Source organism: Nocardioidaceae bacterium SCSIO 66511 (assembly GCA_023100825.1).
Lineage (GTDB): Bacteria > Actinomycetota > Actinomycetes > Propionibacteriales > Nocardioidaceae > Solicola.
Genome location: CP095846.1, coordinates 84,782 through 110,588, shown reverse-complemented (window position 1 = coordinate 110,588; position 25,807 = coordinate 84,782). Strand labels below are relative to the sequence as shown.

Below are 25,807 nucleotides of genomic sequence, written 5' to 3'. Positions count from 1 at the left end.
GGACCCGATGACGATCGAACGCCGTACCCTGCTACGTGGCCTGACCGCCGTACCCGCAGCCGCGGGCATGGCCGGGCTGACCGGGGTCGAAGCGGCGCTGGCCGAGGATGTGCCGGCCGGCTTCCCCGAGCCGACCCGCAAGCTCCACCTGTACGCCACCGAACTGCCGTCGTACCAGGACGAGGTGCGCATCGGCTACGGCCACGACCCCGACACGGCCTCCTACCCGGGGCCGACGATCGAGATGCTCGAGGGCGAGTGCATCGCGATCACCCTGCACAACGAGGTGTCCGAGGAGACGCTGAAGAAGCTCCGCAAGGACGAAGACCTGCCGCTCGGGGTCTCCTTGCATCCGCACGGCGTCCGCTACAACCAGGCGTCCGACGGCACCTTGCACAGCGACTCCTACGTCGCACCCGGAGAGAAGCGTACGTACATCTGGTACGCCCGCCCGCCGGCGCGCAAGCGCGGTATCGCCGGCACCGCGGGCTATTGGTGGTACCACGACCACATGGTCGGCACGGCGCACGGCACGGCCGGGCTGAATGCGGGGTTGTTCGGTGCGCTGATCGTTCGTCGCAAGGGCGACCCGCTGCCGAAGACCACGTACGTGACGGCGATGGGTGACGGGATGACGCTCAACCTGCGCCGCTACCCCGACACCGACACGTACAACATGGACAACCCGAAGCGCAACAACACCAGCATCGTCGCCAACAAGGGCGAGCGGATCGAGTTCGTGAACATCGCGCTGGGCAGCGAGCTGCACACCTGGCACCTGCACGGGCATTCCTGGGCAGATACGCGTACGGGCGTGATCAAGGACGTGCCGTGGGCCGATGACATCGCGATCATCGACAACAAGACGATCGGCCCGGGCGACAGCTTCGGCTTCCAGGTGATCGCCGGCGAGATGTCGGGGCCCGGTCACTGGATGCTGCATTGTCACCTGCAGACCCACTCCGATATGGGCATGTCGACGTTCTTCCACGTACACAAGAAGAACGGTGATCCGCCTCCCGGACACCCGCCGAACCACGGTGGCGGCCACAGCGGTATGTGACGGCACCTCGACAGAAGGCCGTGCGGCACTACGCCGCACGGCCTTTTGCGTTGTCTGGCTTTCTGGGCTCCGTCGGTACGACTACTCGCCTGCCCGGTCCTCGTCGCTGTCGGCTTTCCCACTTACTCCGGCTGGGCAAAAGACGCGGCGACGCGCGGAGTCGCCGCTTCGGTTCGGTTGCTTGGCGGCTTCCCCGCCACCTTAGTATGGCATCGGGGTAACGTCCGGTTTCGGTGTCACTTCCGTACCGGTAGTCGCTGGCGTACCTACGGGCACGGCAACGTGTCACTTTGCACGGCGAACCTGCCATGCAAAGCGGAGTTTCACCATGTTTACTTGGTAAACCACCACCCACCGACCCCGCAAACGCCGACCGGAACGGGTTAGCCGGCGAGCAACCCGATCCATGTAGTTGCGCCTCCCGCGTCGCCGCGTCTTTTACTCAACCGAAGGGGCGGGGATAGCCGACAGCGACGAGGCATCGGGCAAGCGAGTAGTCGCCGTAGAAGGTGCGCGACGCCACAGCGAGGCGGAAACGAAGCAGGCGGGCAGTCGCACCAGAAGCTAGTACGAAAACCCGCCTGCGCCGAGGAGTTGAGCGGCGGCTAGCCCTCCGAGGAAGCGGAGAACGCTGCATCGAAGGCCGCGTCGGGGGCATCGAACAGGTTCGCGCGTACGTACGCGAGCGCCTCCGGTGCGCCGACGAGTCGATCCATGCCGGCGTCTTCCCACTCGATCGAGATCGGGCCTTCGTACCCGATCGCGTTGAGCGTACGGAAGCACTGCTCCCACGGCACATCACCGCGGCCGGTGGAGACGAAGTCCCAACCACGCCGCGGATCGCCCCAGGGCAGATGCGAACCGAGTCGGCCGTTGCGACCGTTGCCCGTCTGCCTCTTCGCGTCCTTGCAGTCGACGTGGTAGATGCGGTCCTTGAAGTCCCATAGGAAGCCGACCGGGTCGAGGTCCTGCCAGATGAAGTGCGACGGATCCCAGTTCAGGCCGAACGCCTCTCGATGTCCGACCGCTTCGAGGGCGAGCGTCGCCGACCAGTAGTCGTACGCGATCTCGCTCGGGTGCACCTCATGCGCGAAGCGCACGCCCTCCTGGTCGAACACGTCGAGGATCGGGTTCCAGCGGTCGGCAAAGTCCTGGTATCCGGCATCGATGACGTCGGCGCCGACCGGGGGGAACATCGCGACGTACTTCCAGATCGCAGATCCGGTGAAGCCGACAACGGTTTCGACGCCGAGCTTCGCCGCGGCCCGGGCCGTCATCTTCATCTCCTCTGCTGCCCGCTGGCGTACGCCCTCGGCGTCGCCGTCGCCCCAGATGCGATCGGGCAGGATGTCGCGATGCCGCTGGTCGATCGGATCGTCGCACACCGCCTGACCCTTCAGGTGGTTCGAGATCGCGTGTACCTCGAGCCCGTATCGCTTCAGCAGCTCGCGTTTGCCGTCGACGTACGAGTCGTCTTCGACAGCGGCCCAGACATCGAAGTGGTCGCCCCAGCAGGCGATCTCGAGTCCGTCGTAGCCCCACTCCGAGGCCAGCCGAGCCACCTCCTCGAACGGCAGATCGGCCCATTGACCCGTGAACAAGGTGATCGGTCGCACCATCAGCGGCCACCCTCCAACTTCTTGATCTCGATATTGCGGAAGTACGCGGTGTCGTCTCCGCCGTGGTTCTGCAGCCCGACAAAGCTCGGCGGCACCATGCGCTCGTCGTCGGTGTCGGTGTAGTCGTTGATCAGTACGCCGTTCAGGTAGACCCTGATCCGGTCGCCGTCGACCCGCAGCCGGTACGAGTTCCACTGACCCGGCGGGTTCAGCGCCTTGTCCCGAGCCTCCAGGTCGGCGCCCTGGAAGTTGTAGATCGCTCCGGTCGTCTTGTTGTCTTCGTCGGTCGCGTCGATCTGGATCTCGTGCCCATGGTCGACCGCCACCCACGGATCGTCGCCCGGGTCGGGGAAGCCGACGAAGATGCCCGCGTTGTCGTCGCCGGCGAGCTTCCAGTCGGCCTTCAGGCTGTAGTTCTCCAGCTCGTCCTGATGCCACAGCAGACCCATGCCACCGACGGTACGAATGGTGCAGTCGTGCCGCCGTGCGAACGCTCCCGGCCCCGCCATCCGCCAATCGTCGAGGCTGGCGAGCGTACCGTCGAACAACGAGGTGTAGCCCTTGCTCGGCTTGGCCGCGCGACAGATGTCGCCGCCCGAACCGACCTGGACGAAGTCGAGGTTCACATGGCCGGTGTCGGCCTCACGATTGCGAAGCTCGATGGTGTTCGAGCCCTTGCGCAACGCCAGTTTGCTGTTCACGTACGCCCAGGTCTGCCAGTCGCCCGTGCTCGGGAACGTGACCTGCTTGACGAACTCGCCGTTGACGAACAGGCCGAGTGTCTTGGGCCCCTCCGACGGATCGGGTCCGTTGGCGTAGCGGATCTGCACCGGCTGCTTGCCGCCCTTGCGCACCGTTACGTGATGCTTTGCCGACGCGCCCTTGCTGCCGTAGCCGGCGACGAACCCACCGCCGGAGTAGCTGGTGTGGTCGGTCGCCAGTGCCGCACCGCCGGACAGCTGCGCCTCCTCCGATTCGTACAGACCCTTGCTGGTCGCCGGATCGGTGTAGCCCGGGAGCTTGTTCAGCGTGTACCAGGCCTCGGTGCTCCACAGCTCCTGGCCACCCGCCGAGGTGAACGGACGCGGTGAGCGTACGTGCACGACGCGACCCGGTTTGAGACCGTCGATCGTCAAGCGCACCCGCTTACCGTTCTTGTTCACCGTCGCCTTGCGTACCTTCAGTCGCTCCTCGTCGACCTTCGGGCCACCGTACGAACCAGTCGGCGAGTAGCGCCACTGCTCGACCTGGTAGGCAGATTTGATGTCTCGCAGAGTCTTCGCCGACACGGGTTTGGTGTACGTCAGGTCGAACCCGCGTCGGGTGAGCTCCATCTTCTCGATGTCCATGACGTTCTTGCCGTTGGTGTCGATCTTCTGCAGTCCGAACCGGAGCTTGTTGGGCTGGCCCCAATTGCCTTCCCAGCCGATTCCGCCGACATACAGCGCACCGTCGGGGCCGACGCTGACCTCGTTCACACCGGCCTCGAGGCCCTGGGTCATCCGGAACACCGCGCCCTGGTACTCGCCGCCGACCTTCTCGAGGTACGCGCGTTGCAGTCCGCCGTACGTGACGTCGCCGATCGCAAGCTGCCCGGCGAACGGGCCCTCCTTCAGCATGACCGGCGTCGACGGTGAGTTCGCGATCTCGTTCTGCGGCAGCCAGAGCACGGGCTGCGTCACCGGGTTGTCGTCGAATCGGCCACTCGGATTGGTGTAGTGATTGAAGAACGCGCCGCGCTTGATCTGCACCAGCTTGTTCGCGGGTAGCCAGTCGCCTTGGTTGTCGGTGACCAGCACGCTGCCGTCCGGGCCCCAGCCGATCCCGTTGGGCGTACGAAGACCGCCGGCGACATAGTCGATCTTGCCTGTCTTTGCGTTGATTCGCAGGCTCGTACCGCGGTTCTTCGCCGGCTGCGGATCAACCGAAGCGCCGGACTTCTCCAGTGCTACGGACAGGCTGAGATAGAAGTAGCCCTTCTTGTGCAGCAGGCCGAAGGCGAACTCGTGGAAGTTACCGCTGGTTGGCAGCGTCGCCACCGTCTGCGTGCCTTCGTACGTACCGTCACCGTCGGCGTCGACGAGCCGGCTCAGCTCATGCTTCTGCGCGACGTAGATCTTGCCCTTGACGATCGCGACGCCCTGTGGCTCGCGCAGGCCGCTCGCGACTTCACGTACCTTCACCTTGCTGGCTTTGGTCTTGCCCGTGACGTTGCGCAGCACATACAGCTTGCCGCTCTTCGACTCTTGGTCCTTACCCCACGTGAGCACGGCAAGCCGCCCGTCGGGGAACCACGCCATACCGGAGACGTCGGGCTCGAAGCCCTCCGGTCGCAGGTCGGTGAGGTCGTAGTCGGGATGCACATCCCCCAGCGGCAGGCCATCACCCGGTGAGTCGTCGTCACCCTCGCATTGCTTGATGCCGGGCGCGGTGACCCGAGTGGCATCCTCGGTGCTCAGCACGTCGGTGGGTACGACGGTGAAGTCGTCTGCGCCCGGCGGCCTCCACGACAGTTTCAGTACCTGTTCGTTGGTCGCGTCGAAGTACTCGATCCGCAGGTCGTGCGCGCCGGCGGTCAGCTCGACGTCACCGTCCTTCGGGGTCGCCTCGTGCAACCCGTCGTGGTCGATGACCTCGGCCCCGTCGATGAACAGCTTCGACCCGTCGTCGCTGGTCAGGCGGAACGTGTACGTACCGTCCTGCGGCACCTCGATCTTGCCGACGGTGTGCACCAGGAAGTTGTCGGAGTAGCCGCCGAAGTCATCAGTCGTCGACCAGTCGACGACGTCCTTGCGTACATCGACGTTCGGCGTCTGGCCGGACTTCAACGTGCACAGCTTGTCCAGGCCACGTGCGAGCTCGAACACCCGCTGGGTCACGCCCGGCACGTCATCGGCCGAGGACGGGTTCGCCGGTACGACCGCGAGCGCACCGGCAACGAGCGCGGTCGCCGCGAGTGCCCACGATCGACGGAGCCGGAGGGTACCTGAGGTGCTCATCGGTCAACTCACCTTCGGTCGAGTCTGGTCGGCGTCGCGGTGAGCTCTACGGAATCGATCGGTGGGCACGGGATCCTCCAGAGGAACGGAACGGGCGTACGACTGGTCCTGTCTCGTGGACGCCACCGAGATGCGTCCGTCATGCGGCTATTCGGCGACCGCCTTCCAGCCGCCGTCTGCAGCGCTGCATTCGACGGCCGAGAGAACCTGCTGGACACGTAGACCGTCGGCGAACGACGGCCGCGGCTGACGGCCCGCCGCCAGATCGGTGACGAGATCGACGACCTGGTGGGTGAAGCCGTGTTCGTACCCGAGGCCGTGCCCGGGCGGCCACCAGGCCTCCAGGTACGGGTGCTCGGGCTGGGTGACGACGATGCGTCTGAAGCCCTGTTCACTACTTGGCTGCGTAGCGTCGTAGAAGTTCAGGACGTTCATGTCCTCGAAGTCGAAGGCGAGTGAGCCCTTCGTACCGTTGATCTCGAGCCGAAGACCGTTACGCCGTCCATTGGCGTAGCGGGTCGCCTCGAACGTCGCGAACGCTCCGGTCTCGAAGCGAGCCAGGAACGCGACCGCATCGTCGACGGTGACCGGCCCACGCTGTGTGTCTGCGGATCCGATGCCGCCGATGCCCGACGCCTCGCCCTCGATCGGCCTCGTGGTCACGAACGTCTCGAGCATGCCGTTGACCCGCGCGACCTTGTCACCCGACACGAACTGCGCCAGATCGACGATATGTGCCCCGATGTCGCCGAGCGCGCCGGAGCCCGCCTTCGACTTGTCGAGCCGCCAGGTGAGCGGGGAGTTCTCGTCGGACAGCCAGTCCTGCAGGTACTGCGCACGGATGTGGCGGATCTCGCCGATCCGTCCGTCGGCGACCAGCTGCCGCGCGTACGCGACCGCGGGCGTACGCCGGTACGTGAAGCCGACCATCGCTCGCGCGCCGGAGGTCTCGGCAGCGGTTTCGGCGGCCTTCGCCATCCGAACCGCTTCCTCGACCGTGTTCGCCAACGGCTTCTCGCACAGCACGTGCTTACCGGCCTCCAGTGCGGCGATCGCAATCTCCGCATGGGTGTCGCCGGGCGTACAGATGTCGATCAGGTCGATGTCGTCGCGCTCGAGGAGGTCCTGCCACCTCGGCGTCACGGACTCCCATTCGAACCGGTCGGCCGTCGCCTGCGCCGCATCGACGTTTCGCCCGGCGAGTGCCCGCAGCCGCGGTCGAGCCGGTAGCTCGAAGAACTCCGGCGCCGTACGCCAGGCGTGCGAATGGGCGGCGCCCATGAACGCGTACCCGACCATCCCGATGCCCAGCTCTGACACTGGTCGTCCTGCACTCATCGTGCTGCCCTCCTCATAGTCGATGCCCCCTTCGGCTACAGACGACGCACGGCGAGTTGGCCCCGAGACGCCGTCGGCTTGCTGACCGATCAGGATTCGAACGCTGCGTCGATGTAGTCGTCGACGTTGTCCTTGGTGACGACCGGCGCCGAGAGTGTGATCGTCCGCGGGATCTCCACCTCGACCAGATCGGCCATCGCCTTGTCCTGCGCGATCAGGCGGGCCAGACGGATGCCGTCGGCGGCCTGGGTTGCCGGGTAGAGGACGGTCGCCTTGATCACCGAGTTGTCGGCCTTGATCAGGTCCATCATGTTCTTCGAGCCGGCGCCGCCGATCATGGTGAACTCATCGCGGCCGGCCTCCTCGATGGCGGCCATGACACCGACGCCCTGGTCGTCGTCGTGATTCCAGAGGTAGTCGATCTCCGGCGCCGCCTGGAGCAGGTTCGACGCGGCCTTCTGTCCGCCTTCGACGGTGAAGTCCGCGGCCACGCGGTTGTCGACATCGAGGCCGCAGTCATCGAGGGCGTCCTTGAAGCCCTTCGAGCGGTCCTGGGTCAACGGCAGTGAGTCGATACCGGCGATCTCGGCCACCACGGCGTCGCTGTCACCGTCGGCCTGCTCGCAGATGTAGTGCCCGGCGGAGACGCCCATGCCGTAGTTGTCACCGAGGACCGTCGTACGAGCGGCGAACGGCGAGCTGAACTCGCGGTCGACGTTGACGACCGGGATGCCGGCGTCCATCGCCTTCAGTGCGACGTCGGTCAACGCGGCACCGTCGATCGGCAACAGCACGATCGCGTCGACCTTGTCGTTGATGAACGTCTCGACCTGCGAGACCTGCTGGTTGATGTCGGTGCCGCCCTCGGCGACCTTCAGGTCGATGTCCTCGTACTCGCTCGCCTCGGCCTTGGCTGCCTTGGTGATCGCGCCGAGCCAGCCGTGGTCGGGAGCCGGTCCGGAGAACCCGATCGTCACCGTCTTGCCTGGCTCATCGTTGTTGCTGGTCGCGGTGTTGGCGTTGTTGCCGCCTTCGTCGTCATCGCTGGAGTTCGTACAGCCGGTTGCCACGATCGCGGCGGAGGCCATCAGCCCGACGGTTGCGATGAGTCGGCGGTTTGTTCGGAACATCGGTGCTCCTCGTGGGAATGTGCGGATGAGGTGTTGGATCGGGACTGCGTAGGTGAGGCGGTCGGGCTAGGTAGCTCGATCGCGTCGGGCGAGCCATTGCTGCAGCAGCACAGCGACGACGATGATCGCGCCCTTGGCCACCGACTGCGCCGAGATGGACATGTTGTTGAGGATGAACAGGTTGGTCAGCGTCGTCAGGATGAGTACGCCGAGCACCGTGCCCACGATCGACCCGCGTCCACCGGACAACAGCGTGCCGCCGATGACCACCGCAGCGATGGCGTCCAGCTCCAACAGCGTGCCGTGGGTCGAGGTGCCCGTTGTGGTGCGTGCGATCAGCATCACCGCACCGATGCCGGCGCAGAGTCCGGCGAGTGCGTAGAGGTAGAGCGTGTGCCGCTGCACCTTGATGCCCGCGAGCCGCGCGGCCTCGGGGTTACCGCCGACCGCGAACGTGCGGCGCCCGAACGTCGTCCGGTTCAGCAGTACCCAGCCGAGCGCAGCAACCGCGGCGAAGATCAGCACGAGCACCGGGATGCCGAGGGGCTCGGCGCCGAAGAAGTCGAAGAAGCCGGTATTGCTGACGATCTGGGTCTGCCGGTCGGACAGCAGCTCGGCGAGTCCGCGGGCACTCGCCAACATCGCCAACGTGGCTATGAACGGTACGACGCGCCCGTACGAGATGAGCACACCGTTGACTGCCCCTGCTCCGGCCCCGACGAGTAACGCCGTCGTGACGATCACGATCCAATGGAAGTCCTCGGCGATCTGCAGCGTGCCGCTCGTGGTCGCCCAGACCGACGCGAGCGCCAGCACCGCGCCGACGGAGAGGTCGATACCGCCTCCGGTGATCACGAAGGTCATCCCGATCGAGACGACGCCGAGGGTCGCCGCGAGCCGCAGGATGGTGAGCACGTTGTCGGTGGAGGCGAACCGGTCGCCCGCGGTGATGGTGCCCACGATGCACAGGATCAGCAGCGCGATCACGAGGCCGAGATTGCGTACGACCCCGGGCGGAAGCGTACGCTCGCGCGAACTCGATCCCTCGGGGCCGTTGGCGCCGGATACTGCGTCGTCGTCCGCAGCGGCCGGTGGGTCGGCCGACGTCGTACGGTCGCTCACGCGACTCTCCCTTCCATCACGAGGTCGAGTACCTCGTGCTCGTCGATGTCACCGCTGGTCGCTTCGTGCGCGATGCGGCCGTCGGAGATGACCAGGACGCGATCGGCCATCCCGAGGACCTCTTCGATCTCGCTGGAGACGACGATCACCGCCACCCCGGTGTCGGCGAGCTCGCGGATCAACGCATAGATCTCACTGCGCGCACCGACATCGACGCCGCGGGTGGGCTCGTCGAGCATGAGTACGCGACAGTCGCGCAGCAGCCAGCGCGCGAGCATGACCTTCTGTTGGTTGCCGCCGGAGAGCGTGCGAGTGACGCGGTCGGTGTCGGCCGGCCGCAGATCGACCGATCCGGCCGCGTCACTCGCCGCCCGGCGTTCGGCGCCGGCCCGGGTGAACCCGAACCGAGCGAATCGGCCGAACGTCGGCATGGTGATGTTTCGGTAGATCGCGTCGTCGAGTACCAAGCCTTGGTACTTGCGCTCCTCCGGGCACAGCCCGACCCCGGCGGCGACCGCCGCCGCGACCGAGCCCGGCCGCAGCCGCCGACCATCGATCGTGACGGTTCCGGTGTCCGGCTTGCGGGCTCCGTAGACGGTTTCCAGGATCTCGCTTCGTCCGGCGCCGACCAGACCTGCCAGGCCGACGATCTCGCCGGGACGTACGTCGAACGACACATCGCTGAACTCGCCCTTGCGGCTCAGCCCCTCGACTCGTACGAGCGGATCGGCGTCAGACGTGTCGGCCAACTTGTCGGGGAAGACGTACTCGATCGACCGACCGGTCATCATGCTGATCAGGTCATTCGTCTCGGTTGTTGCGGCCGGGAGGTTCGTGCCGACGGTGCGGCCGTCCTTGAGCACGGTGATGCGGTCGCCGATGCGACGGATCTCCTCCAGCCGGTGCGAGATGTAGATGATCGCGGCGCCGTCGGCCTGCAGACCTTCGATCACCCGGAACAACCCATCGGTCTCGTCCGAGTCGAGCGCGGCGGTCGGCTCGTCCATCACGATCACCTTGGCGTCATGGGACAGCGCCCTGGCCATCGACACGATCTGTTTACCCGCCGCCGGAAGACCGCCGACCTCACGACCGGGCCGAATCTCCGGGTGACCGAGTCGCCGCATCAGCTCACGGGTCGCCTGTGCGGCGTCGGACCTGCGGGTGAAGCCCGCCGTCGCGAGCTCGTGCCCGAGGAAGATGTTCTCGGCCACGGAGAGCCCGTCGATCAGGTCGAGTTCCTGATAGATCGTCGCGACGCCGAGGTCGATCGCCTGCTGCGGCGAGCTGATCTGCTGCACCTCATCGTTCCAACGGATCTCTCCACCGTCGATGCTGTGGGCGCCTGCGAGCACCTTGATCAGGGTCGACTTTCCGGCGCCGTTCTGGCCGAGCAGGCAGTGCACCTCGCCGGCGCGTACGTCGAGATCCACGCCGTCGAGCGCGCGAACGCCAGGAAACTCCTTCACGATACCGCGCATCGCGAGCAGCGGGGCATCGGAGGGTGCCTGAGGGGTCTGGGCCGACATGGCGTGATCTTAGACACCACTTATGACGGATCGCAAGCGAAAGTATGTCGATGCTCGTCGGTAGAATCCCCCTCGTTCGGCTAATCTGTGTTTTGAGTCGCAACGAGGCGGCCATTCTGACGAGATGACAGAGGTACACATGTCCCCAGTACCGACCTCGGGCCCGGGGGCGGCACCCGGTGCGGGTGACCTGTTCCAGCTCCTGCGTGACGGCCAGCCGCGCACCCGCGCGGAACTGGCCCAGGTGACCGGGCTGGCGCGCTCGACGATCACCCAGCGCGTCGATGCTCTGCTCGCGGCCGGGTTGATCGCACCGATCGGCGGCACCGCGCACACCGGCGGACGCCCGGCTGCCCGGTTTGCCTGGAACACCTCCGCGCGCGCCGTACTCGCCGTCGACCTCGGAGCGACCCATATGAGCGTCGCTCTCACCGATCTCGGCGGTCAGCTGTTGGCGGAGAAGACTCTCGACATGACGATCGCCGACGGACCCGTTGCCGTGCTCGACACGGTTGCTGCGGAGGCGACGGCGATGCTCGAGGAGACCGAACATGCCGAGCTCGCCGGTATCGGCGTCGGCATTCCGGGGCCCGTTGAGCACGCGACCGGCAAGCCGACGAACCCACCGATCATGCCGGGCTGGGACGCCTTCGACGTACCCGGGCACCTCGGCAAGACGTTCGACACGACGATCCTCGTCGACAACGACGTCAACCTGATGGCGCTGGGCGAGCACGCCAAGGAGTGGTCGGTCCACGAACATCTGCTGTTCGTGAAGGTGGCGACCGGAATCGGCTCGGGGATCATCACCGACGGTCGGCTCGATCGCGGCGCGCAAGGATCGGCGGGCGACCTCGGGCACGTACGGGTCGCGTCGAGTACCGCCGAGGAGGTCGTCTGCCGATGCGGCAACACCGGGTGCCTCGAGGCGATCGCCGCCGGACCTGCCATCGCCGCCCATCTTCGCGAGTCCGGCAGCAACGCAGAGACCCTGCAGGACATCGTCGATGCCGTACGCGGCGGCGACGTACGCGCCGTGCACGCCGTACGCCAGGCGGGTCGCGATATCGGAACGGTGCTCGCCACCTGCGTGAGCCTGCTCAACCCCTCGATCATCGTGCTCGGCGGCAAGCTTGCCGAAGCCGGTGAGTTCCTGCTCGCCGGCGTACGCGAGATCGTCTACCAACGCTCGCTGCCGCTTGCGACCACCGGGCTCCAGATCGTCACCTCCAAAACCGGGGTCGAGGCGGGCGTACTCGGCGCCAGCGCCATGGTCATCGACTCGGTGCTCGCACCCGAGGCGGTCGACGCGTACGTACAGCGTTCCCGCGCCTGACTCGTTACTGCGAGCGACGGGGCAAGCGCCTCTGACGCGGTGCCCATACTCCACCTGCGTCGAGCGCGCGTCGGCACATCGTGACGAAGTCTGCGCTCGAACGGTGGAGGGTGTCGACGGTGGACGCATGGCCACCGGCTGGGGCATTCCGGACTGACCCTCACCTGTGGGATCGTCGTTGAACCAGGCACATACGACGGATTCCACACGAAATCCAGCGCATGAGACGGCAACAGGACGGTCGAGCCTGGTAGCGGGTACTCTTCAGTAACCGATATTTACAAGTGGAGTGACCTCTTGCGGAACATGGAGTATGCCAAGGCAGTAGGGCAGCGGCTGCGTGCGATCCGACAGCGGCACGGACTTTCCCTGAAGGGCGTCGAGCAGCGATCACGCGGTCGCTGGAAGGCCGTCGTCGTCAGTTCGTACGAGCGCGGCGACCGCGCCGTATCGGTTCAGCGCCTGTATGAGCTGGCCGAGTTCTACGCAGTCCCCATCACCGAACTTCTTCCCCGCGATCAGCGCATGGAGGCTCGAAGCGCCTGACCGCGCCGTGCGCCGATCAGGCAGCGGGGGTGAGCAGCGGTCGAAACCGATCCGGCGACAGCGCCGCCTCATTGAGCGTCGGCGCTTCGTCGAGGATCCCCTTCGCCACCAGTCGTCCCGTGACCGGCGCGAGAGTCAGGCCCCACATGCCGTGCCCGGTGGCGAAGACCAGGTTCTCTGTCGTGCGCGTACGCCCGATGTAAGGAAGGCCGTCTGGGCTGCACGGGCGAAGTCCCGCACGGGCCTGTAGGACGCTTTCGACCCGAAGCGACGGGAGCATTCCCCGCGCACCATCCAAAACCGAGCGGATTCGTCGATCGTCGATCGAGCGGTCGTCACCGGTCAGCTCGAAGGTTCCGCAGATTCGAAGTCGGTCCGGATACGGCGTCGCCACAACCCGCAGATCCTTGAACGAGATCGGGATCGACGGCGCGGGTCCGCTGGCCTCGACATCGATCACGTATCCCTTGCCCGCCTGCATCGGAAGTCGATGGCCGACCGACCGAACGAGACGAGAACTCCCGACCCCACCGGCAATGACAACGTGTTCGGCATCGATGCGACCATCGGTGGTCTCGACGCCGAGCACTCGGCCATTGCGGACGAGCACACCGGTGACGGCCTGGCCGAGCCGGACGACGGCACCCGCACGGCGCGCGGCTTCGCTGACCGCACCGACGAACTGCCGGCCGTCGCAGTGCGCCTCCCCTAGATGGTGCACAGCTCCCCTCACCTCACCGAGCGACGGCTGTTCGCGGCGTGCACCGGCTGCGTCCAGCACGCGTACGCGGTTGGTCTCGCCAAGTGCCGAGCTGGCGCGATCGAAACTCTTCTGGGTCGAGTACACGTCTAGGACGCCGGTCGATGCGAGTCCGGATCCCAACCCTGCGGTGGCGTAGGAGTGATGCAGTCGAAGGCTGTACGCGGCGAGCTCCTTGAGCCGTGCCGCGCGCAACGCCACCTGCTTGGGGCCGACCGAGCCGAGGAACCGCATCATCCACGGCATCAGCTGGGGCCGCGGGCTCATCGCGAACGGTCCCGACGGGCGCACTATCGAGCGCGCGCCGGCGATGACGTTCGCGGAGTTGGCGAGCGGCTCGACGTGACTCGGGGTCAGCAGGCCGGCGTTTGCCGCTGAACATCCGTCACCGACCCGGGGGTTTGCGTCCAGTAGGACGACATCGGCTCCACCGTCGGCGAGTTCGTATGCGACGGACGCGCCGACCGCACCAGCACCGACAACGACGACATCCGTTGTCACCCGACTCATGCCGGCTCCAAACGCGTGCCTCGGCGCTCACCGCAGTAGACGGCGTCGCGGACCACCGGCTGTCCGCCCAGAACCACCGTTTCCACACCCTCGGGATACTGCTCCGGCTCCGCATACGTCGCGGTGTCGCTGACGGCGAGCGGGTTGACGATCACGAGGTCCGCGATCATCCCGGACCTGATCAGACCGCGTTCTGGGACGCGGAACCACTCTGCTGGCAACGAGGTCATCCGACGTACTGCCTCCGCGAAGTCGAGCGGCCGACCGGAGCCGACGTACTGGGCGAAAATCCGCGGGAAGGTGCCGAACAACCGCGGATGCGGTCTGGCCGCGGCTCCGACGGGGAGACCATCGGAGCCGATCATCGTCCGTGGATGCCCGAGCACCACCTCGATGTCACGTTCGTCCATCAGGAACGTACTCGCGGTCACCTCGAGGCGTTCCCGGCGAAGTACGCGTACGAGGGTCTCGACCGGGTCCTCGCCGGCTTCCTCGGCGATCGCGGCCAGCGTCCGGCCCTGATCTGCACCGCTCGCGCTGTACGAAACCAGCACTCCGCCCCACCCGGCGTACGCGGCGCGGTTCTCCCACCCGTCGACTCCGGATTCGAGCAACTCCCGCAGCCGATCGACCGCACCGCGGGACCCGAGTCGATCGAGCACCTCCTGGTTGGTGCCGACGAGGAACTCTGGCGGGAGCAGTGACATCAACGTCGTCGACGTCGCGGTGTAGGGGTAGACGTCTTGCGCAACCGACGCACCCGCGTCCGATGCTTCGTCGATCGCGTAGAGCGCTGCTCTGGTTGCTCCCCAGTTCGGACGACCCATCGCCTTGAGGTGCGAGATCTGGAGCCGCGCGCTCGTGCTCCGCGCGACGTCGAGTGCTTCGGCCAGGCTCGGCATCAGATGCGCGCCCTCGGCCCGCTGATGCGTCGCGTAGATCCGGCCCTGCAGCGCGTCGGCGAGGTACGTGATCTCAGCGCTGTCTGCAGATGATCCGGGCGGGTAGACGAGCCCGCTCGACATCCCGAATGCGCCGGCTTCGAGCGCTGCCTCCAACTCGGACCGCATCCGTTGCAACTCCGTCGAGTCCAACCCGCGGTTCATACCCACGACGGCGAACCGGAGCGCACCGTGGCCGACCAGAGGGCAGTAGTTGGTGACCGACCCGCGCTCGTCGACGTGTGCCAGGAACTCACCGAACGTCGACCATCGAACGCTGGTCGGCGGAAACAACCTGCGCAGGTACTCCCCGAACTCCATCCGGCGGCCCGGTGCCGCGGGCGCAAGACTGAATCCGCAGTTCCCGACGATCTCGGTCGTCACGCCCTGCATCAGCTTCGAGCGATCATCGCTCTCGAGCAACGGTGAGTTGTCCGCATGCGAATGAACGTCGATGAAACCCGGGCACACGTACCGCCCGGTCGCATCGATGACCACCGCATCGGTTGGCCCGGTCTCACCCGGCGCCAAGCGGGCGGCGATGCGAGACCCCGATAAGAGGAGGTCGCCGCGTACCGGCTGCGCACCGGTGCCGTCGACGATCGAACCCCCACGGATGAGGTACTTCAAACTGCCGCCTTTCCGGTACGGAGGTGGGTTCCGACGATGCTCCCGATCTCCGCGATCAGATCGCATGCGTCACCACCGTCGTTGCACTGCGCCGTACGTTGATCGGTGAAACCCTTGGTGAGCACGGCGACCGCGGCGCTTCTATCGGCGTACTGCAGGACACCGACATCGTGGCGTACGCCCGGCAACTCACCGGTCTTGTGTCCGATGACGACATCGGGGTGCAGTTTCCGCGGGAGCCTGTCGTTGACCCGTTGGCCGAGCAACAGCTGCCATGCCACGTCGCGCAGGCGAGGCGACACCGCCGTACCTCGGACGAGCAGCCACACCAGTCGAGCTGCGTCGGCAGCGGTCACTTCATTGCGCAGGCCGGCCTCCTCGGCATCGAGATCCATCAGCCGTCGCTGCACTGTCGTGTCCCGTAGGCCGGCCGAGTCGAGGGCAACGGCGATCTCATCGAGTCCGACGAGGTCGATGCACGCGTTGGACGCCGTATTGTCGCTGAACCCGATCATCAGAGCGAGCAGCTCACGAAGACGGAGGCTGTGCACGCTGGGCACATCGACGAGTACGCCGAAGCCGCCGACGTCCGCGCTCCGGTCCAGCGACACCACCTCGTCGAGCGCGAGCCGTCCACGATCGACGTGGGTCAGGACGGTGAGCAAGACCGCGAGCTTGACGATGCTCGCGGCGGGGAACCTCGCATTGCTCCCGAGCCTGACCTGCCCGGAGTCGCCGCCTCGGAGGTCGATGGCCACTGCGATCTCGCCACTGGCGCGCGCGATGACCGCTTCGACGTCCGCGCGCAGCTGGTCCGCGTTCACGTCAGTCGTCACGTGAGCACCGGGATGAGTACGACGAGCATGAGTACGTTCGCGACCATGATCGCCCAACCGTTGTAGAGGATGAGCCGCAGGCTTCGAGACCGCGCAAGCCCCATCTGCGCAACCATGTCGGGGCCGGGGAACGGTCCGAACCAGTCGATCTGCGAGCTGGCGAGCAGAATGAGTGACCATGCACCTGGGTTGATGCCTAGGCTGGCGGCAAGTGGCGCGAAGAGCTTGTCCATCAACGTCACCTGAGCGACGGCAGCACCGGAGATGCCGAGCCACCCGACCAGAACGAGTACCAGGCCGACCAGGGTCACGCTCGTCGTCGCCGTCATCGGCTCCAGTACGTCCAGGAGCGCTTCGTACCCACCGGTCTGCTCGGACAGGATCAGGAAGGGGTCGAAGAGCCAGAACAAGAACACCAGCCAGAGCATCCGAGCGCCGCCGGCGTACATCGCATCCAGGATCGCGGTTGGCCCGAGTCGGCCCGCGAGCCCGGTCACTGCCGCGGTGACGATCATGACGAGCGGGATGTAGCTGGCGGTCGCCTCGACGATGATGCCGATCGTCGCGAGGCCCGCGAGCGTCACGACGAACGCGATGCTGGCCGCACGCGCATGCGTCGGAGTCTTGGTCTCGCCGGTCACCTCACCGAGATCCTCCTCCGAGTAATGGTGCTCTGCGCCGTAACGGCGCTGGATCCAGCGCGCCATGAAGAACCCGGTGATCCACGTGGCCAGCGCCATCGGACCGCCGGCCTTCAGCAGGTACTCGGCGTAGCTGATGTCGGTGACACCGGTGATCGTGACGACCGGCGGGGTGAACGGACCGACGAAGAGGCCAGCGGCTCCGCCCGCATGGAACATCGCGGCAACCGCGGGCGGGCTCAGCCGTACCTTCGCTGCCAGCGGGATCGCAACCGTCGCCAGTACGGCCGTTGCACCGACCATCGTGCCGAGCATCGCGCTCAAGGCCGTACCCGCCACCATGACACCGATCTGGACCTGCAGTTGCGTACGCAGACCGATCCGGCTCATCACGCCGTGCACGAGCGAGTGCGCAGCACCCGTACGCGCAGCCACCTCTCCGAGGCCGGCGCCCAGCAGGACGATGAACCCGACGAGTACGAGGAAGGAGCCGAGCGACTCTGCGAGCATGTCGCCCAGTGCGAGCGGTGTCGTGCCGGTCAGAATGGCCGCGCTGATGATCGCCCCGCCCGTCGCGAGGATGATGTTGACCCCGATGAGCACCAGCACTGCGTAGAACGCGATGGGGAGCAGCCCCCACAGACTCGGCGAGCTGGTCAGCAGGTGTACGAGTACGGACGCAACCAGGCCGACGAGTACGGCGCCGATTGCGACGAGGTTCTGCGTCGTCGGCCGTCCGGTGACTGTCGCTGACATTCATCATCTCCTTGCCTATCCGGAGGCCCAGGTGGGTGCTCTCGGACAGCTGACTGAAGGTTGGATGATGTATACTTGATCCAATCTCGAATCCGCAAGGGCCTCGACGCATGCCGGAACACCCCGACGAGCACATCGTCGTCTCCTCCGGCAGCAGGGGGCCCGATAGCGTGGCGACCGACAGTGACCGCGACGAATTACGGTGTCCATGAGTTTCTCAACGCCACGAGCAGACTCCGATGCCGCTGCACGCCGGCCGATGACAACACCCCACTACGCGCTCAGCGAGCTGCGGCGGCTCATCCTGACCGGTGACCTGCGGCCCGGTCAGCCGATTCGACAGGACTCACTGGCCGAGCTGCTCGGCGTGAGCCGGGTGCCGATCCGCGAAGCGCTCAAGATCCTCGAGGGCGAAGGGCAGGTCGAGTATCGACCACGCCGCGGGTATGTCGTCAGCGAGCTCACCGTCGACGATCTCAGCGAGATCTACCGCCTCCGTCGGCTGCTCGAAACCGAAGCCGCGCGCCAGGCAATCAAGCTGATCAGCGATGAGCAGATCGCCGAGCTGGAGGCCGCCGAGGCTGCGGTCGAAGCCGCCGGCACGAGCGAGGACGTCCTCGCGATCGCGTCGGCCAACCGCCGATTCCATTTCATCATCTTCGAGGCCGCGCGGATGCCGCATCTCGTGCAGCTGCTCTCCCGACTATGGGAGTCGACCGCCGCGTACCGGTCGGTGCATTACGGCGACGACGAACGCCGTCGCAGATTCGAAGAAGAGCACCACGCGATCATCGATGCGGTACGCGCCCGGGATGCACGCGGGCTCGTGCACATGCTCAATGTGCATCGGGACGGAAACATCGAAGCACTGCGTCAAGCAATCATCGATCTCAAGGGATCGCCCGGGTAGGGATCCGCAGGCTCACAACGACCTCGTCACAACGAGGCACTCCCCCGCTCACTAGCTGAAACCCCCCGCGAACCCACCCCTGGGATGATATTAAGGTCTTAGTCGCTTAAACTACTCGAGATTCACTAGTTACGCCTTCGTGCTCGGAGGCGGGAGAGAGCCACCATGAAGCACAAGTTCACGATCGCAGTGGCGACGGCAGTCACCGGCGCGCTGGCCTTGACCGCCTGCTCGAGCAGCGGCGCGTCACCGGACAAGCAGGTGAGCATCGTCGGGTACTCCGTACTCGAGGCCGCGAACAAGCCGATCATCGCTGACTTCCAAGACACCGCTGAAGGCGAGGGAGCCGTCTTCAAGGAGTCGTACGGCGCTTCCGGCGACCAGAGCCGCGCGGTCGAGAACGATCTCGACGCCGACCTCATCCACTTCTCGCTGGAGACCGACGTGACCCGACTCGTCGACGCCGGCATCGTCGACAAGGACTGGAAGTCCGGTCCGACCAAGGGAATCGCGACGTCATCGGTGGTGGTGTTCGTCGTACGGAAGGGCAACCCGAAGAACATCTCCGGATGGGACGATCTGGTCAAGCCCGGCGTCGAGATCATCACTCCGAACCCCGGATCATCGGGTTCGGCCCGCTGGAACATCCTCGCCGGCTGGGCGCACGCCACCAAGGGCAAGGACGACGACGCCGGCAAGGCGTACGTCACCAAACTCCTGCAGAACGTCATCGCGTTGCCGGGCAGCGGACGCGAGGCCACGACGGCGTTCACCGGCGGCAACGGCGACGTCCTTCTCTCGTACGAGAACGAGGCGATCCTCGCGCGACAGCAGGGCGAGGACGTCGACTACATCGTCCCCGACGACACCCTGCTGATCGAGAACCCGGCCGCGGTCACCAAGGATGCCGACGCAATTGCATCGGACTTCCTCGACTTCCTACTCAGCAAGGACGCCCAGACCGACTACGCCAAGAGCGGTTTCCGGCCGGTGATCGACGGCGTGCAGACCGACGTCGACGGCGCGACCGACCCGCAGAACCCGTTCCCGGAGCCGAAGACCCTCTACACGATCGATGACGACTTCGGCGGCTGGGACGCTGCGGCCGACAAGTACTTCGACGAGGACACCGGCATCATCCCCGAGCTGCAGCAGAAGACTGGTCAGACCGAATGACTTCAGCAACCGCCGAAACGATCACCCGCACGCGCAACAAGGGGCGCCCGGCTGGGGGTTCGACGCTCACCCGCGGCTCTGCACTGGGTCTCGGCGTCTCCGTGATGTGGTTCAGCCTGCTGGTGCTCATCCCGCTCGCCGCGGTCGTCGCGACCGCGGCGGGCGGGGGTTGGGACCAGTACGTGACCACGTTGTCCAACGACCAGACCTGGGCGGCGATCCGGCTGACCGTCGGCCAGTCGCTCATCGTCACCGCGGTCAACGCGGTCATCGGCACCGTCATCGCGTGGGTACTCGTACGCGACAGGTTCTGGGGCAAGTCGGCGATGGACGTCGTGATCGACATCCCGTTCGCCTTGCCGACGATCGTCGCCGGCCTCGTACTCCTCTCCCTGTATGGGACCAACAGTCCGCTCGGCCTCGAGTGGGCGAACACGAAGAACAGCGTGCTGCTCGCGCTCGCGTTCGTCACCCTGCCGTTCGTCGTACGCGCCGTTCAGCCCGTACTCGAAGAGCTCGACCGTGACGTCGAGGAGGCCGCCGCCTCGCTCGGAGCATCCCGGTTCACCATCTTCCGGCGGATCATCCTGCCGAGCCTGACTCCCGCCATCGCCGCAGGCGCGGCACTGTCGTTCGCCCGCGCGATCTCTGAGTACGGCTCGCTGGTGCTGCTGTCGGGCAACCTGCCGTTCCAGACCGAGGTCGTGTCGGTTCGGGTTCTCACGTTCATCGAGAACGGCAACAACGCGGGTGCCGCGGCGCTCGCGTCGGTGATGTTGGCCGTCGCGTTGATCGTGATCGTCGGACTCGACCTCCTGCAGAGAAGGGTGGCGCGCCGTGGGTGAGCGATCCATCGCCGTGCGCTGGGGTCTGCGACTCCTCGCGCTCGGATACGTCTTCCTTCTCGTCGCCTGGCCCGTTGCGCTCGTCGTCAAGCACACGTTCGCCGACGGGTTCGCCTCGCTCGAGGGGATCTTCTCGGACCCGAACGTACGCAGCGCACTGTCGTTGACCGTCGAGGTCGCGCTATGGGCGGTTGCCATCAACCTGGTCTTCGGGGTGACGATCTCGATCCTGCTCGTACGCTACGAGTTCCCGGGCAAACGACTGCTCTCGACACTGATCGACGTACCGCTGTCGGTCTCACCAGTGGTGGTCGGCCTCGCTCTCTTGCTCGTCTACAACGGGCGCGACGGCTGGTTCGGGCCGACCGTCGAAAGCGGCGGGCTCCAGGTGATCTTCAACAGCCCGGGCATGATCATGGCGACCTGCTTCGTGGCGTTGCCGTTGGTCATCCGCGAGGTCGTACCCACCCTGACCGAGATCGGCGACGACCAGGAGCAGGCAGCGCGCTCCCTTGGGGCGGGCGCGCGCCAGACGTTCTTGCGAATCACGCTGCCCAGCATCAAATGGGCCGTCGTGTACGGCGTCGTCCTCTCTCTCGCCCGGTCACTCGGCGAGTTCGGCGCCGTGAAGATCGTCTCGGGCAACTTCGCCGGCCAGACCCAGACGGCCACCTTGGTCGTCGAGCAGAAATACCAGAACTTCGAGCAGAGCGCGGCGTACGCGACCTCGTTCATCCTCGCGGCGGTCAGCGTCGTCTGCATCGTCGTCGTCTCGATCCTGCGTCCAAAGGAGCACAACTGACATGAGCATTGAGATCGCGGGCGTCAACAAGAGATTCGGCGACTTCGTCGCTCTCGACGACGTCTCCGTTTCGATCCCGTCCGGCCAGCTGACCGCGCTGCTCGGCCCATCGGGGGGCGGGAAGTCGACCCTGCTCCGGATCATCGCCGGCCTCGAGACGGCCGACTCCGGTCTCGTCGAGATCGAAGGCACCGATGCGACGAAGCTGCCACCCCAGAAGCGCAACGTCGGGTTCGTCTTCCAGCACTACGCCGTGTTCAAGCACCTGAGCGTTGCGAAGAACGTCGCGTTCGGACTGGAGATCCGCTCGCCCGGGCGTACCCGCATCCCGGGCACGTCGAAGCGGCGCAGCGACCAGGCGCGCATCCGAAAGCGCGTAGACGAGCTGCTGGAGCTGGTGCACCTATCGCAGTTCTCGGACCGGCTGCCTGCGCAGCTGTCCGGCGGCCAGCGACAGCGGATGGCGCTCGCCCGTGCCCTCGCCGTCGAGCCGACCGTCCTGTTGCTCGACGAGCCGTTCGGCGCCCTCGACGCGAAGGTGCGAAAGGAGCTGCGCGAATGGTTGCGCCGACTCCACGACGACGTGCACGTGACGACGGTCTTCGTCACCCACGACCAGGAGGAGGCGATGGAGGTCGCCGACGAGATCGTCGTGATCAACGACGGCCGCATCGAACAGGTCGGCACGCCCGACCAGCTCTACGACGAGCCGGCCAACGACTTCGTGATGGGTTTCCTCGGCGAGGTGACCACTCTCGGCGGGCGGCAGGTACGCCCCCACGACATCGGAGTCGAGGTGGTGAACGCCGCCCCGGACGCGGTCCGGGGCGAGATCACCCGGTTGCTGCGGATCGGCTTCGCGGTACGGCTCGGCGTACGCACCGACGAAGGCGAGAACGTCACGGCTGTGACGACACGTTCCCACGCCCGCAACCTCGGGCTCGAGATCGGCTCGGAAGTCTGGCTGACCGCTGAGCAGACGGCGCCCGTACGCGCCGCCGTACGGGCAGTGTGACCGGGAAGTAGCGCTGCCGGAGCGCATCGAGAGATTGGACAGCGGTGATCGAGTTCTACCTGGATGAGCGTTCCGGCATCTCCTCGTACTGGCAGATCGTGCGGCAGGTTCGGCACGCGCTGACTCTCGGGATGCTGCGGAAGGGCGATCAGCTCCCGACGGTGAAGGGTGCGGCCGCACAGCTCGCGATCAACCCCAACACGGTGCTCCGGGCGTACCGCGAGCTGGAGCGCGACGGTCTTGTCGAGGCGCGACCCGGCGTCGGCACCTTCGTACTCACCCCTGTCTCCGACGCGGAGATCGCGGCACACGCCCCGCTTCGCCGCGAACTACAGGTCTGGCTGCGGCACGCCCGCGACGCCGGACTCGACCACGAGAGCGTCGAGGCGTTACTGCACACGACACTGCACAGCGAGCGGTGAAGGCAACTTCGGTCGGTGCGACCTCCCGGCTGCCCGATTCGGCTGCGCTGTCAGTTGATCCGTTTGCCTCGCCTGCGACCACCCGCCTGCCCGATTCCTCGTCGCTGTCGGCCTTCTGCTTCCTTCGGCTGGGGAAAGACGCGGCGACGCGCGGAGGCGCCAGTTCGGTTCGGTTGCTTGGCGGCTTCCCCGAACCTTAATATGGGATCGGGGTAACGTTCGGTTTCGACGTCACATCCGTACCGGTAGTCGCTGGCGTACCAACGAGCACGGCAACCTGTCACTTTGCACGGTGTCCACGCCGTGCAAAGTGGAGTTTCACCATGTTTACTTGGTAAAGCGCCACCCATCGACCCCACAAAAGCCGACCGGAACGGGTGAGCCGGCAAGCAACCCGAGGTCGTAGTTGCGGCCCCCGCGTCGCCGCGTCTTTCCCCAGCCGAAGGAGCCGGGAAAGCCGACAGCGAGCGGGACCGGGCAGACGAGTAGTCGCACGGTAGAAGCGGGGAAGACCGACCCGCAGTTCACCGCCCGTTCGGGCCGACCGCCACTGTCGCGAGATCGACGTTGCCGGGCAGCGCCTCCTGGTCGTTGATCCGTACGCGCAAGGCAGTGACGCGGTACGCACCGCTCGGGGTCCGGTCTTGCACGTTCGCAAGCAGCTGGACCTGGTTGCTGTACGCGTCGGCCTGCCGAAGCGCGGGCAGGATCTGGCTTGTGACCTGGCCGACGCCGTGGCGGATGCCTTCCGTGACGGCCGCCTTCAGTGCGTAGACCAGTGGCAGGTACAGCGGCGACAGGTCACGAACATGCACCGTGAACGGCGCTCCGCCGGCAGGACGAATCGTGATCGCCGACTTCTCGAGCTCGGCGACGACCTCGTCGATCACCCGCTGTGCCGTCTGGTTGAGTGCCGTGGCCACGCCGGTGTCCATCGCCTGTGTCACGTAGCTGACGACGTTGGTGCCCTGCCCGAGCCGGTTGACGTCAACGCCCATCCCCGACAGGAAGCGATCTGCGTCGAGCTTGACCGCGCCGGTCTTCGGGTTCACGAACAGACCATGGTGTCGACCGGCCCGCCGGAACACATTGATCAACGCGTTCGCATTCGGCGGCTTGATGCTCACCTGCATGAACGGGTTGTTGTCCAGCGCACCGCATGCCGGCTGGACTTGCGGCAGCGGTCGCAGCAGCGAGCGGCAGATCTCACCGATCGGCTTGGACTTGCCGTCGAACGCCGACCACAGGGGGCTGACCTGCGCGTACAGGTCCTTCAGCGCCGGGAGGCGCGCACCGATCGAAACGTTGCCGAGCTGATAGCCGAGACAGTGCTTCGGTCGGTCGAGGTTCCGGCATCGCGTCGCCGGTGCGTCGTTGCGCCGTCCGTTCATCGCGGCGACGGCGGTCAGGCCCCGGAACCTGACGCGGAGATCCTTGACCTGCTCGTTGACGAAGTCCGGTACGCGACCCTTCATCAGCTTCGACAGATTGACGGTCGCGCTCTTCGGCACCCGGTGCCCGCCGTTGTCGCCGATCGCCCCCGACGAGCTCACGAGACCCGCGTACGCCCGGGACCGGCCGTTCGACTTGGCCTGCGCGTACTGCGTGATGCCACCCATGGTGATGGCTCCGCCGAGGGTGAGCTGCTTGGCGTACTTGTTCAGCGGGATCGTCGTACCGAGCAACGAGCCCTTGAACTTGTTCGCCTTCGTGACCGTATGCCCGCCGCGCTGATGGGCCGTCACACCCTTCAGCGCGGCGAGCGGCCCGAGGTCGATGCCTGCGACATCGGCCGAGATGAACCGCGCCCGTGCCGACGAGTGATCGGCGGCCGTGGCCGGCGGTGCCGTGAGGCACGCGCCGGCCACCAGGGCCGTAGCCACCGACAGGGTGGCGTACCTGCGAATCATCTCAGCGTGCCGCGTCGCGCAGGCGATCCGTCACCCAGTCGATCGACGACTGGCCGTCGACACTGATGGTGTTGCCGACGAGGTAATGGCCGTGGCTGCCCTCGCGGACGTACCGGTCGATCTCGAACCCGGTCTTGAACGCCTTCGGCAGCAGCGACATCGGATCCTGCTCACCGAACTCGCGCGACCACTTCTGTAGGTCGAATCCGTTGCGGCGGAGCATCTTCAGGGCCTGCTGGAAGATCGACGTGTCTGCGAGTGCGGACTTGCCGAACTTGCGCACGAGCGGACGCAGCAGCGTCGTATCGTCCGTCGAGCAGACGATGTCGCCGGGAGCGCAGACCGAGAAGGTACGGCCGTTGACCGCGCCGAAGCCTCCCTTGCGTAGCCGGTCGATGCCAACACCCGGTACTCCCGGTCCGATCAGCTGGTCGGACGTCGATCGGCCGGGATCGGACCACAAGCCGCCGACCGCGAGCTTATCGGGCGCGATCGGCCCGTTGCCCTTGCCGATGGAATGCAGCACGTTTCCGGCGACCCTCGCACCCTGCGAGTACCCGATGAGCGCGAACCGGCTGCCCGGGCACTGGATCGACTTTGCCTTGATGTAGGTCTTCGTAGCGGCCGTTCCGACCCGGACCGACTTGCGGTACGACATGGTGATGCCGATGTCCGCGGGGTAGGGGACCTGCTGGTAGGTGACCCTGCCTGCGTCGCGCTCAGGCTGCAACTTGGCGGCCACATCCTTGATCAACACGCCTGGCTTGAGCAGATCGAGGCCGTTCGGCATACCTTGCCCGTCGAAGATGAGCTCGTACCCGGTGCCTGGAACGCCGACGACCTGCAGCGGCGCGCACGGTGCATCTGCGCTTGCCGGCGCAGTAGTGGACCCGACAGCCAACATCGAGCCACCCGCGACCATTGCTGCGGAGGCCAGTAGTGCTCGTACCTTCATGGGATTCCCCTCTGCG

The 25,807-nt window shown here is 66.2% G+C and carries 20 protein-coding genes and 1 pseudogene; 9 read left to right on the top strand and 12 right to left on the bottom strand.

Features of this window, described 5'->3' with window-relative positions:
* Nucleotides 1-7: 7 nt before the first annotated feature.
* The gene (locus MU582_00500; protein UPK75148.1) at nt 8-1,063 is read left to right on the top strand and encodes a multicopper oxidase domain-containing protein; all 1,056 of its coding nucleotides are present in this window, start codon (nt 8-10) and stop codon (nt 1,061-1,063) included.
* 605 nt (nt 1,064-1,668) lie between these two features.
* On the opposite strand, the gene MU582_00495 is transcribed toward MU582_00500, so the two are convergent.
* The 6 genes from MU582_00495 to MU582_00470 all read right to left on the bottom strand — a co-directional run bounded on the left by MU582_00495 (nt 1,669) and on the right by MU582_00470 (nt 10,800).
* Nucleotides 1,669-2,682, bottom strand: a complete 1,014-nt coding sequence (locus MU582_00495; protein ID UPK75147.1) for a sugar phosphate isomerase/epimerase — start codon at nt 2,680-2,682, stop codon at nt 1,669-1,671.
* Nucleotides 2,682-5,681: a DUF1080 domain-containing protein gene (locus tag MU582_00490; protein UPK75146.1), complete on the bottom strand. Its 3,000-nt coding sequence runs from the start codon at nt 5,679-5,681 to the stop codon at nt 2,682-2,684. Before MU582_00490 ends, MU582_00495 begins: the two co-directional genes overlap by 1 nt.
* 147 nt (nt 5,682-5,828) lie before the next feature.
* Nucleotides 5,829-7,019, bottom strand: coding sequence for a Gfo/Idh/MocA family oxidoreductase (locus MU582_00485; protein UPK75145.1), 1,191 nt, complete (start codon nt 7,017-7,019; stop codon nt 5,829-5,831).
* A gap of 89 nt (nt 7,020-7,108) precedes the next feature.
* Nucleotides 7,109-8,149, bottom strand: a complete 1,041-nt coding sequence (locus tag MU582_00480) for a substrate-binding domain-containing protein (protein UPK75144.1) — start codon at nt 8,147-8,149, stop codon at nt 7,109-7,111.
* A gap of 66 nt (nt 8,150-8,215) precedes the next feature.
* Nucleotides 8,216-9,271: an ABC transporter permease gene (locus MU582_00475; protein UPK75143.1), complete on the bottom strand. Its 1,056-nt coding sequence runs from the start codon at nt 9,269-9,271 to the stop codon at nt 8,216-8,218.
* Nucleotides 9,268-10,800 carry a sugar ABC transporter ATP-binding protein gene (locus MU582_00470; protein UPK75142.1) on the bottom strand — a complete coding sequence of 511 codons (1,533 nt, stop codon included), beginning with the start codon at nt 10,798-10,800 and terminating at the stop codon, nt 9,268-9,270. Before MU582_00470 ends, MU582_00475 begins: the two co-directional genes overlap by 4 nt.
* A gap of 124 nt (nt 10,801-10,924) precedes the next feature.
* Between MU582_00470 and MU582_00465 the strand changes: the two genes are divergently transcribed.
* Both MU582_00465 and MU582_00460 read left to right on the top strand, forming a co-directional pair.
* A complete protein-coding gene (locus tag MU582_00465) occupies nt 10,925-12,136 on the top strand; it encodes an ROK family transcriptional regulator (GenBank protein UPK75141.1) in 1,212 nt (403 codons plus the stop codon).
* 306 nt (nt 12,137-12,442) lie between these two features.
* Nucleotides 12,443-12,649 (top strand): annotated as a pseudogene (locus MU582_00460) (helix-turn-helix domain-containing protein).
* A gap of 49 nt (nt 12,650-12,698) precedes the next feature.
* Here MU582_00460 and MU582_00455 read toward each other — a convergent pair.
* From MU582_00455 to MU582_00440, 4 genes are read right to left on the bottom strand one after another with little or no spacing between them, the layout of a single operon-like run.
* Entirely contained in the window at nt 12,699-13,952 is a 1,254-nt protein-coding gene (locus MU582_00455) for an FAD-dependent oxidoreductase (protein ID UPK75140.1), read from the bottom strand.
* A complete protein-coding gene (locus MU582_00450; GenBank protein UPK75139.1) occupies nt 13,949-15,523 on the bottom strand; it encodes an amidohydrolase family protein in 1,575 nt (524 codons plus the stop codon). Before MU582_00450 ends, MU582_00455 begins: the two co-directional genes overlap by 4 nt.
* Entirely contained in the window at nt 15,520-16,359 is an 840-nt protein-coding gene (locus MU582_00445) for a class A beta-lactamase-related serine hydrolase (protein UPK75138.1), read from the bottom strand. Before MU582_00445 ends, MU582_00450 begins: the two co-directional genes overlap by 4 nt.
* Complete coding sequence (locus MU582_00440; GenBank protein ID UPK75137.1) at nt 16,356-17,756, bottom strand: hypothetical protein; 1,401 nt, start codon at nt 17,754-17,756, stop codon at nt 16,356-16,358. The genes MU582_00445 and MU582_00440 overlap by 4 nt, the downstream gene beginning before the upstream one ends.
* A 208-nt stretch (nt 17,757-17,964) precedes the next feature.
* Here MU582_00440 and MU582_00435 point away from each other — a divergent pair, with 208 nt between their 5' ends.
* The 6 genes from MU582_00435 to MU582_00410 all read left to right on the top strand — a co-directional run bounded on the left by MU582_00435 (nt 17,965) and on the right by MU582_00410 (nt 22,926).
* Complete coding sequence (locus MU582_00435; protein UPK75136.1) at nt 17,965-18,666, top strand: GntR family transcriptional regulator; 702 nt, start codon at nt 17,965-17,967, stop codon at nt 18,664-18,666.
* A gap of 165 nt (nt 18,667-18,831) precedes the next feature.
* Nucleotides 18,832-19,842 carry a sulfate ABC transporter substrate-binding protein gene (locus MU582_00430; protein UPK75135.1) on the top strand — a complete coding sequence of 337 codons (1,011 nt, stop codon included), beginning with the start codon at nt 18,832-18,834 and terminating at the stop codon, nt 19,840-19,842.
* Nucleotides 19,839-20,687 carry a sulfate ABC transporter permease subunit CysT gene (gene cysT / locus MU582_00425; protein ID UPK75134.1) on the top strand — a complete coding sequence of 283 codons (849 nt, stop codon included), beginning with the start codon at nt 19,839-19,841 and terminating at the stop codon, nt 20,685-20,687. Before MU582_00430 ends, cysT begins: the two co-directional genes overlap by 4 nt.
* Nucleotides 20,680-21,489 (top strand): sulfate ABC transporter permease subunit, encoded by an 810-nt coding sequence (locus MU582_00420; GenBank protein UPK75133.1) that lies wholly within the window; start codon nt 20,680-20,682, stop codon nt 21,487-21,489. Before cysT ends, MU582_00420 begins: the two co-directional genes overlap by 8 nt.
* Nucleotide 21,490: 1 nt before the next feature.
* Entirely contained in the window at nt 21,491-22,504 is a 1,014-nt protein-coding gene (cysA, locus tag MU582_00415; protein ID UPK75132.1) for a sulfate ABC transporter ATP-binding protein, read from the top strand.
* Between the two features lie 44 nt (nt 22,505-22,548).
* On the top strand, nt 22,549-22,926 hold the full coding sequence (locus MU582_00410) for a GntR family transcriptional regulator (GenBank protein ID UPK75131.1): 378 nt from the start codon (nt 22,549-22,551) through the stop codon (nt 22,924-22,926).
* Nucleotides 22,927-23,450: 524 nt separating this feature from the next.
* Here the strand turns inward: MU582_00410 and MU582_00405 are convergent.
* Together MU582_00405 and MU582_00400 are read right to left on the bottom strand one after the other, a co-directional pair.
* Complete coding sequence (locus MU582_00405; GenBank protein UPK75130.1) at nt 23,451-24,836, bottom strand: choice-of-anchor G family protein; 1,386 nt, start codon at nt 24,834-24,836, stop codon at nt 23,451-23,453.
* 1 nt (nt 24,837) lies between these two features.
* Nucleotides 24,838-25,791, bottom strand: a complete 954-nt coding sequence (locus MU582_00400; GenBank protein UPK75129.1) for a cutinase family protein — start codon at nt 25,789-25,791, stop codon at nt 24,838-24,840.
* Between the last annotated feature and the right edge of the window lie 16 nt (nt 25,792-25,807).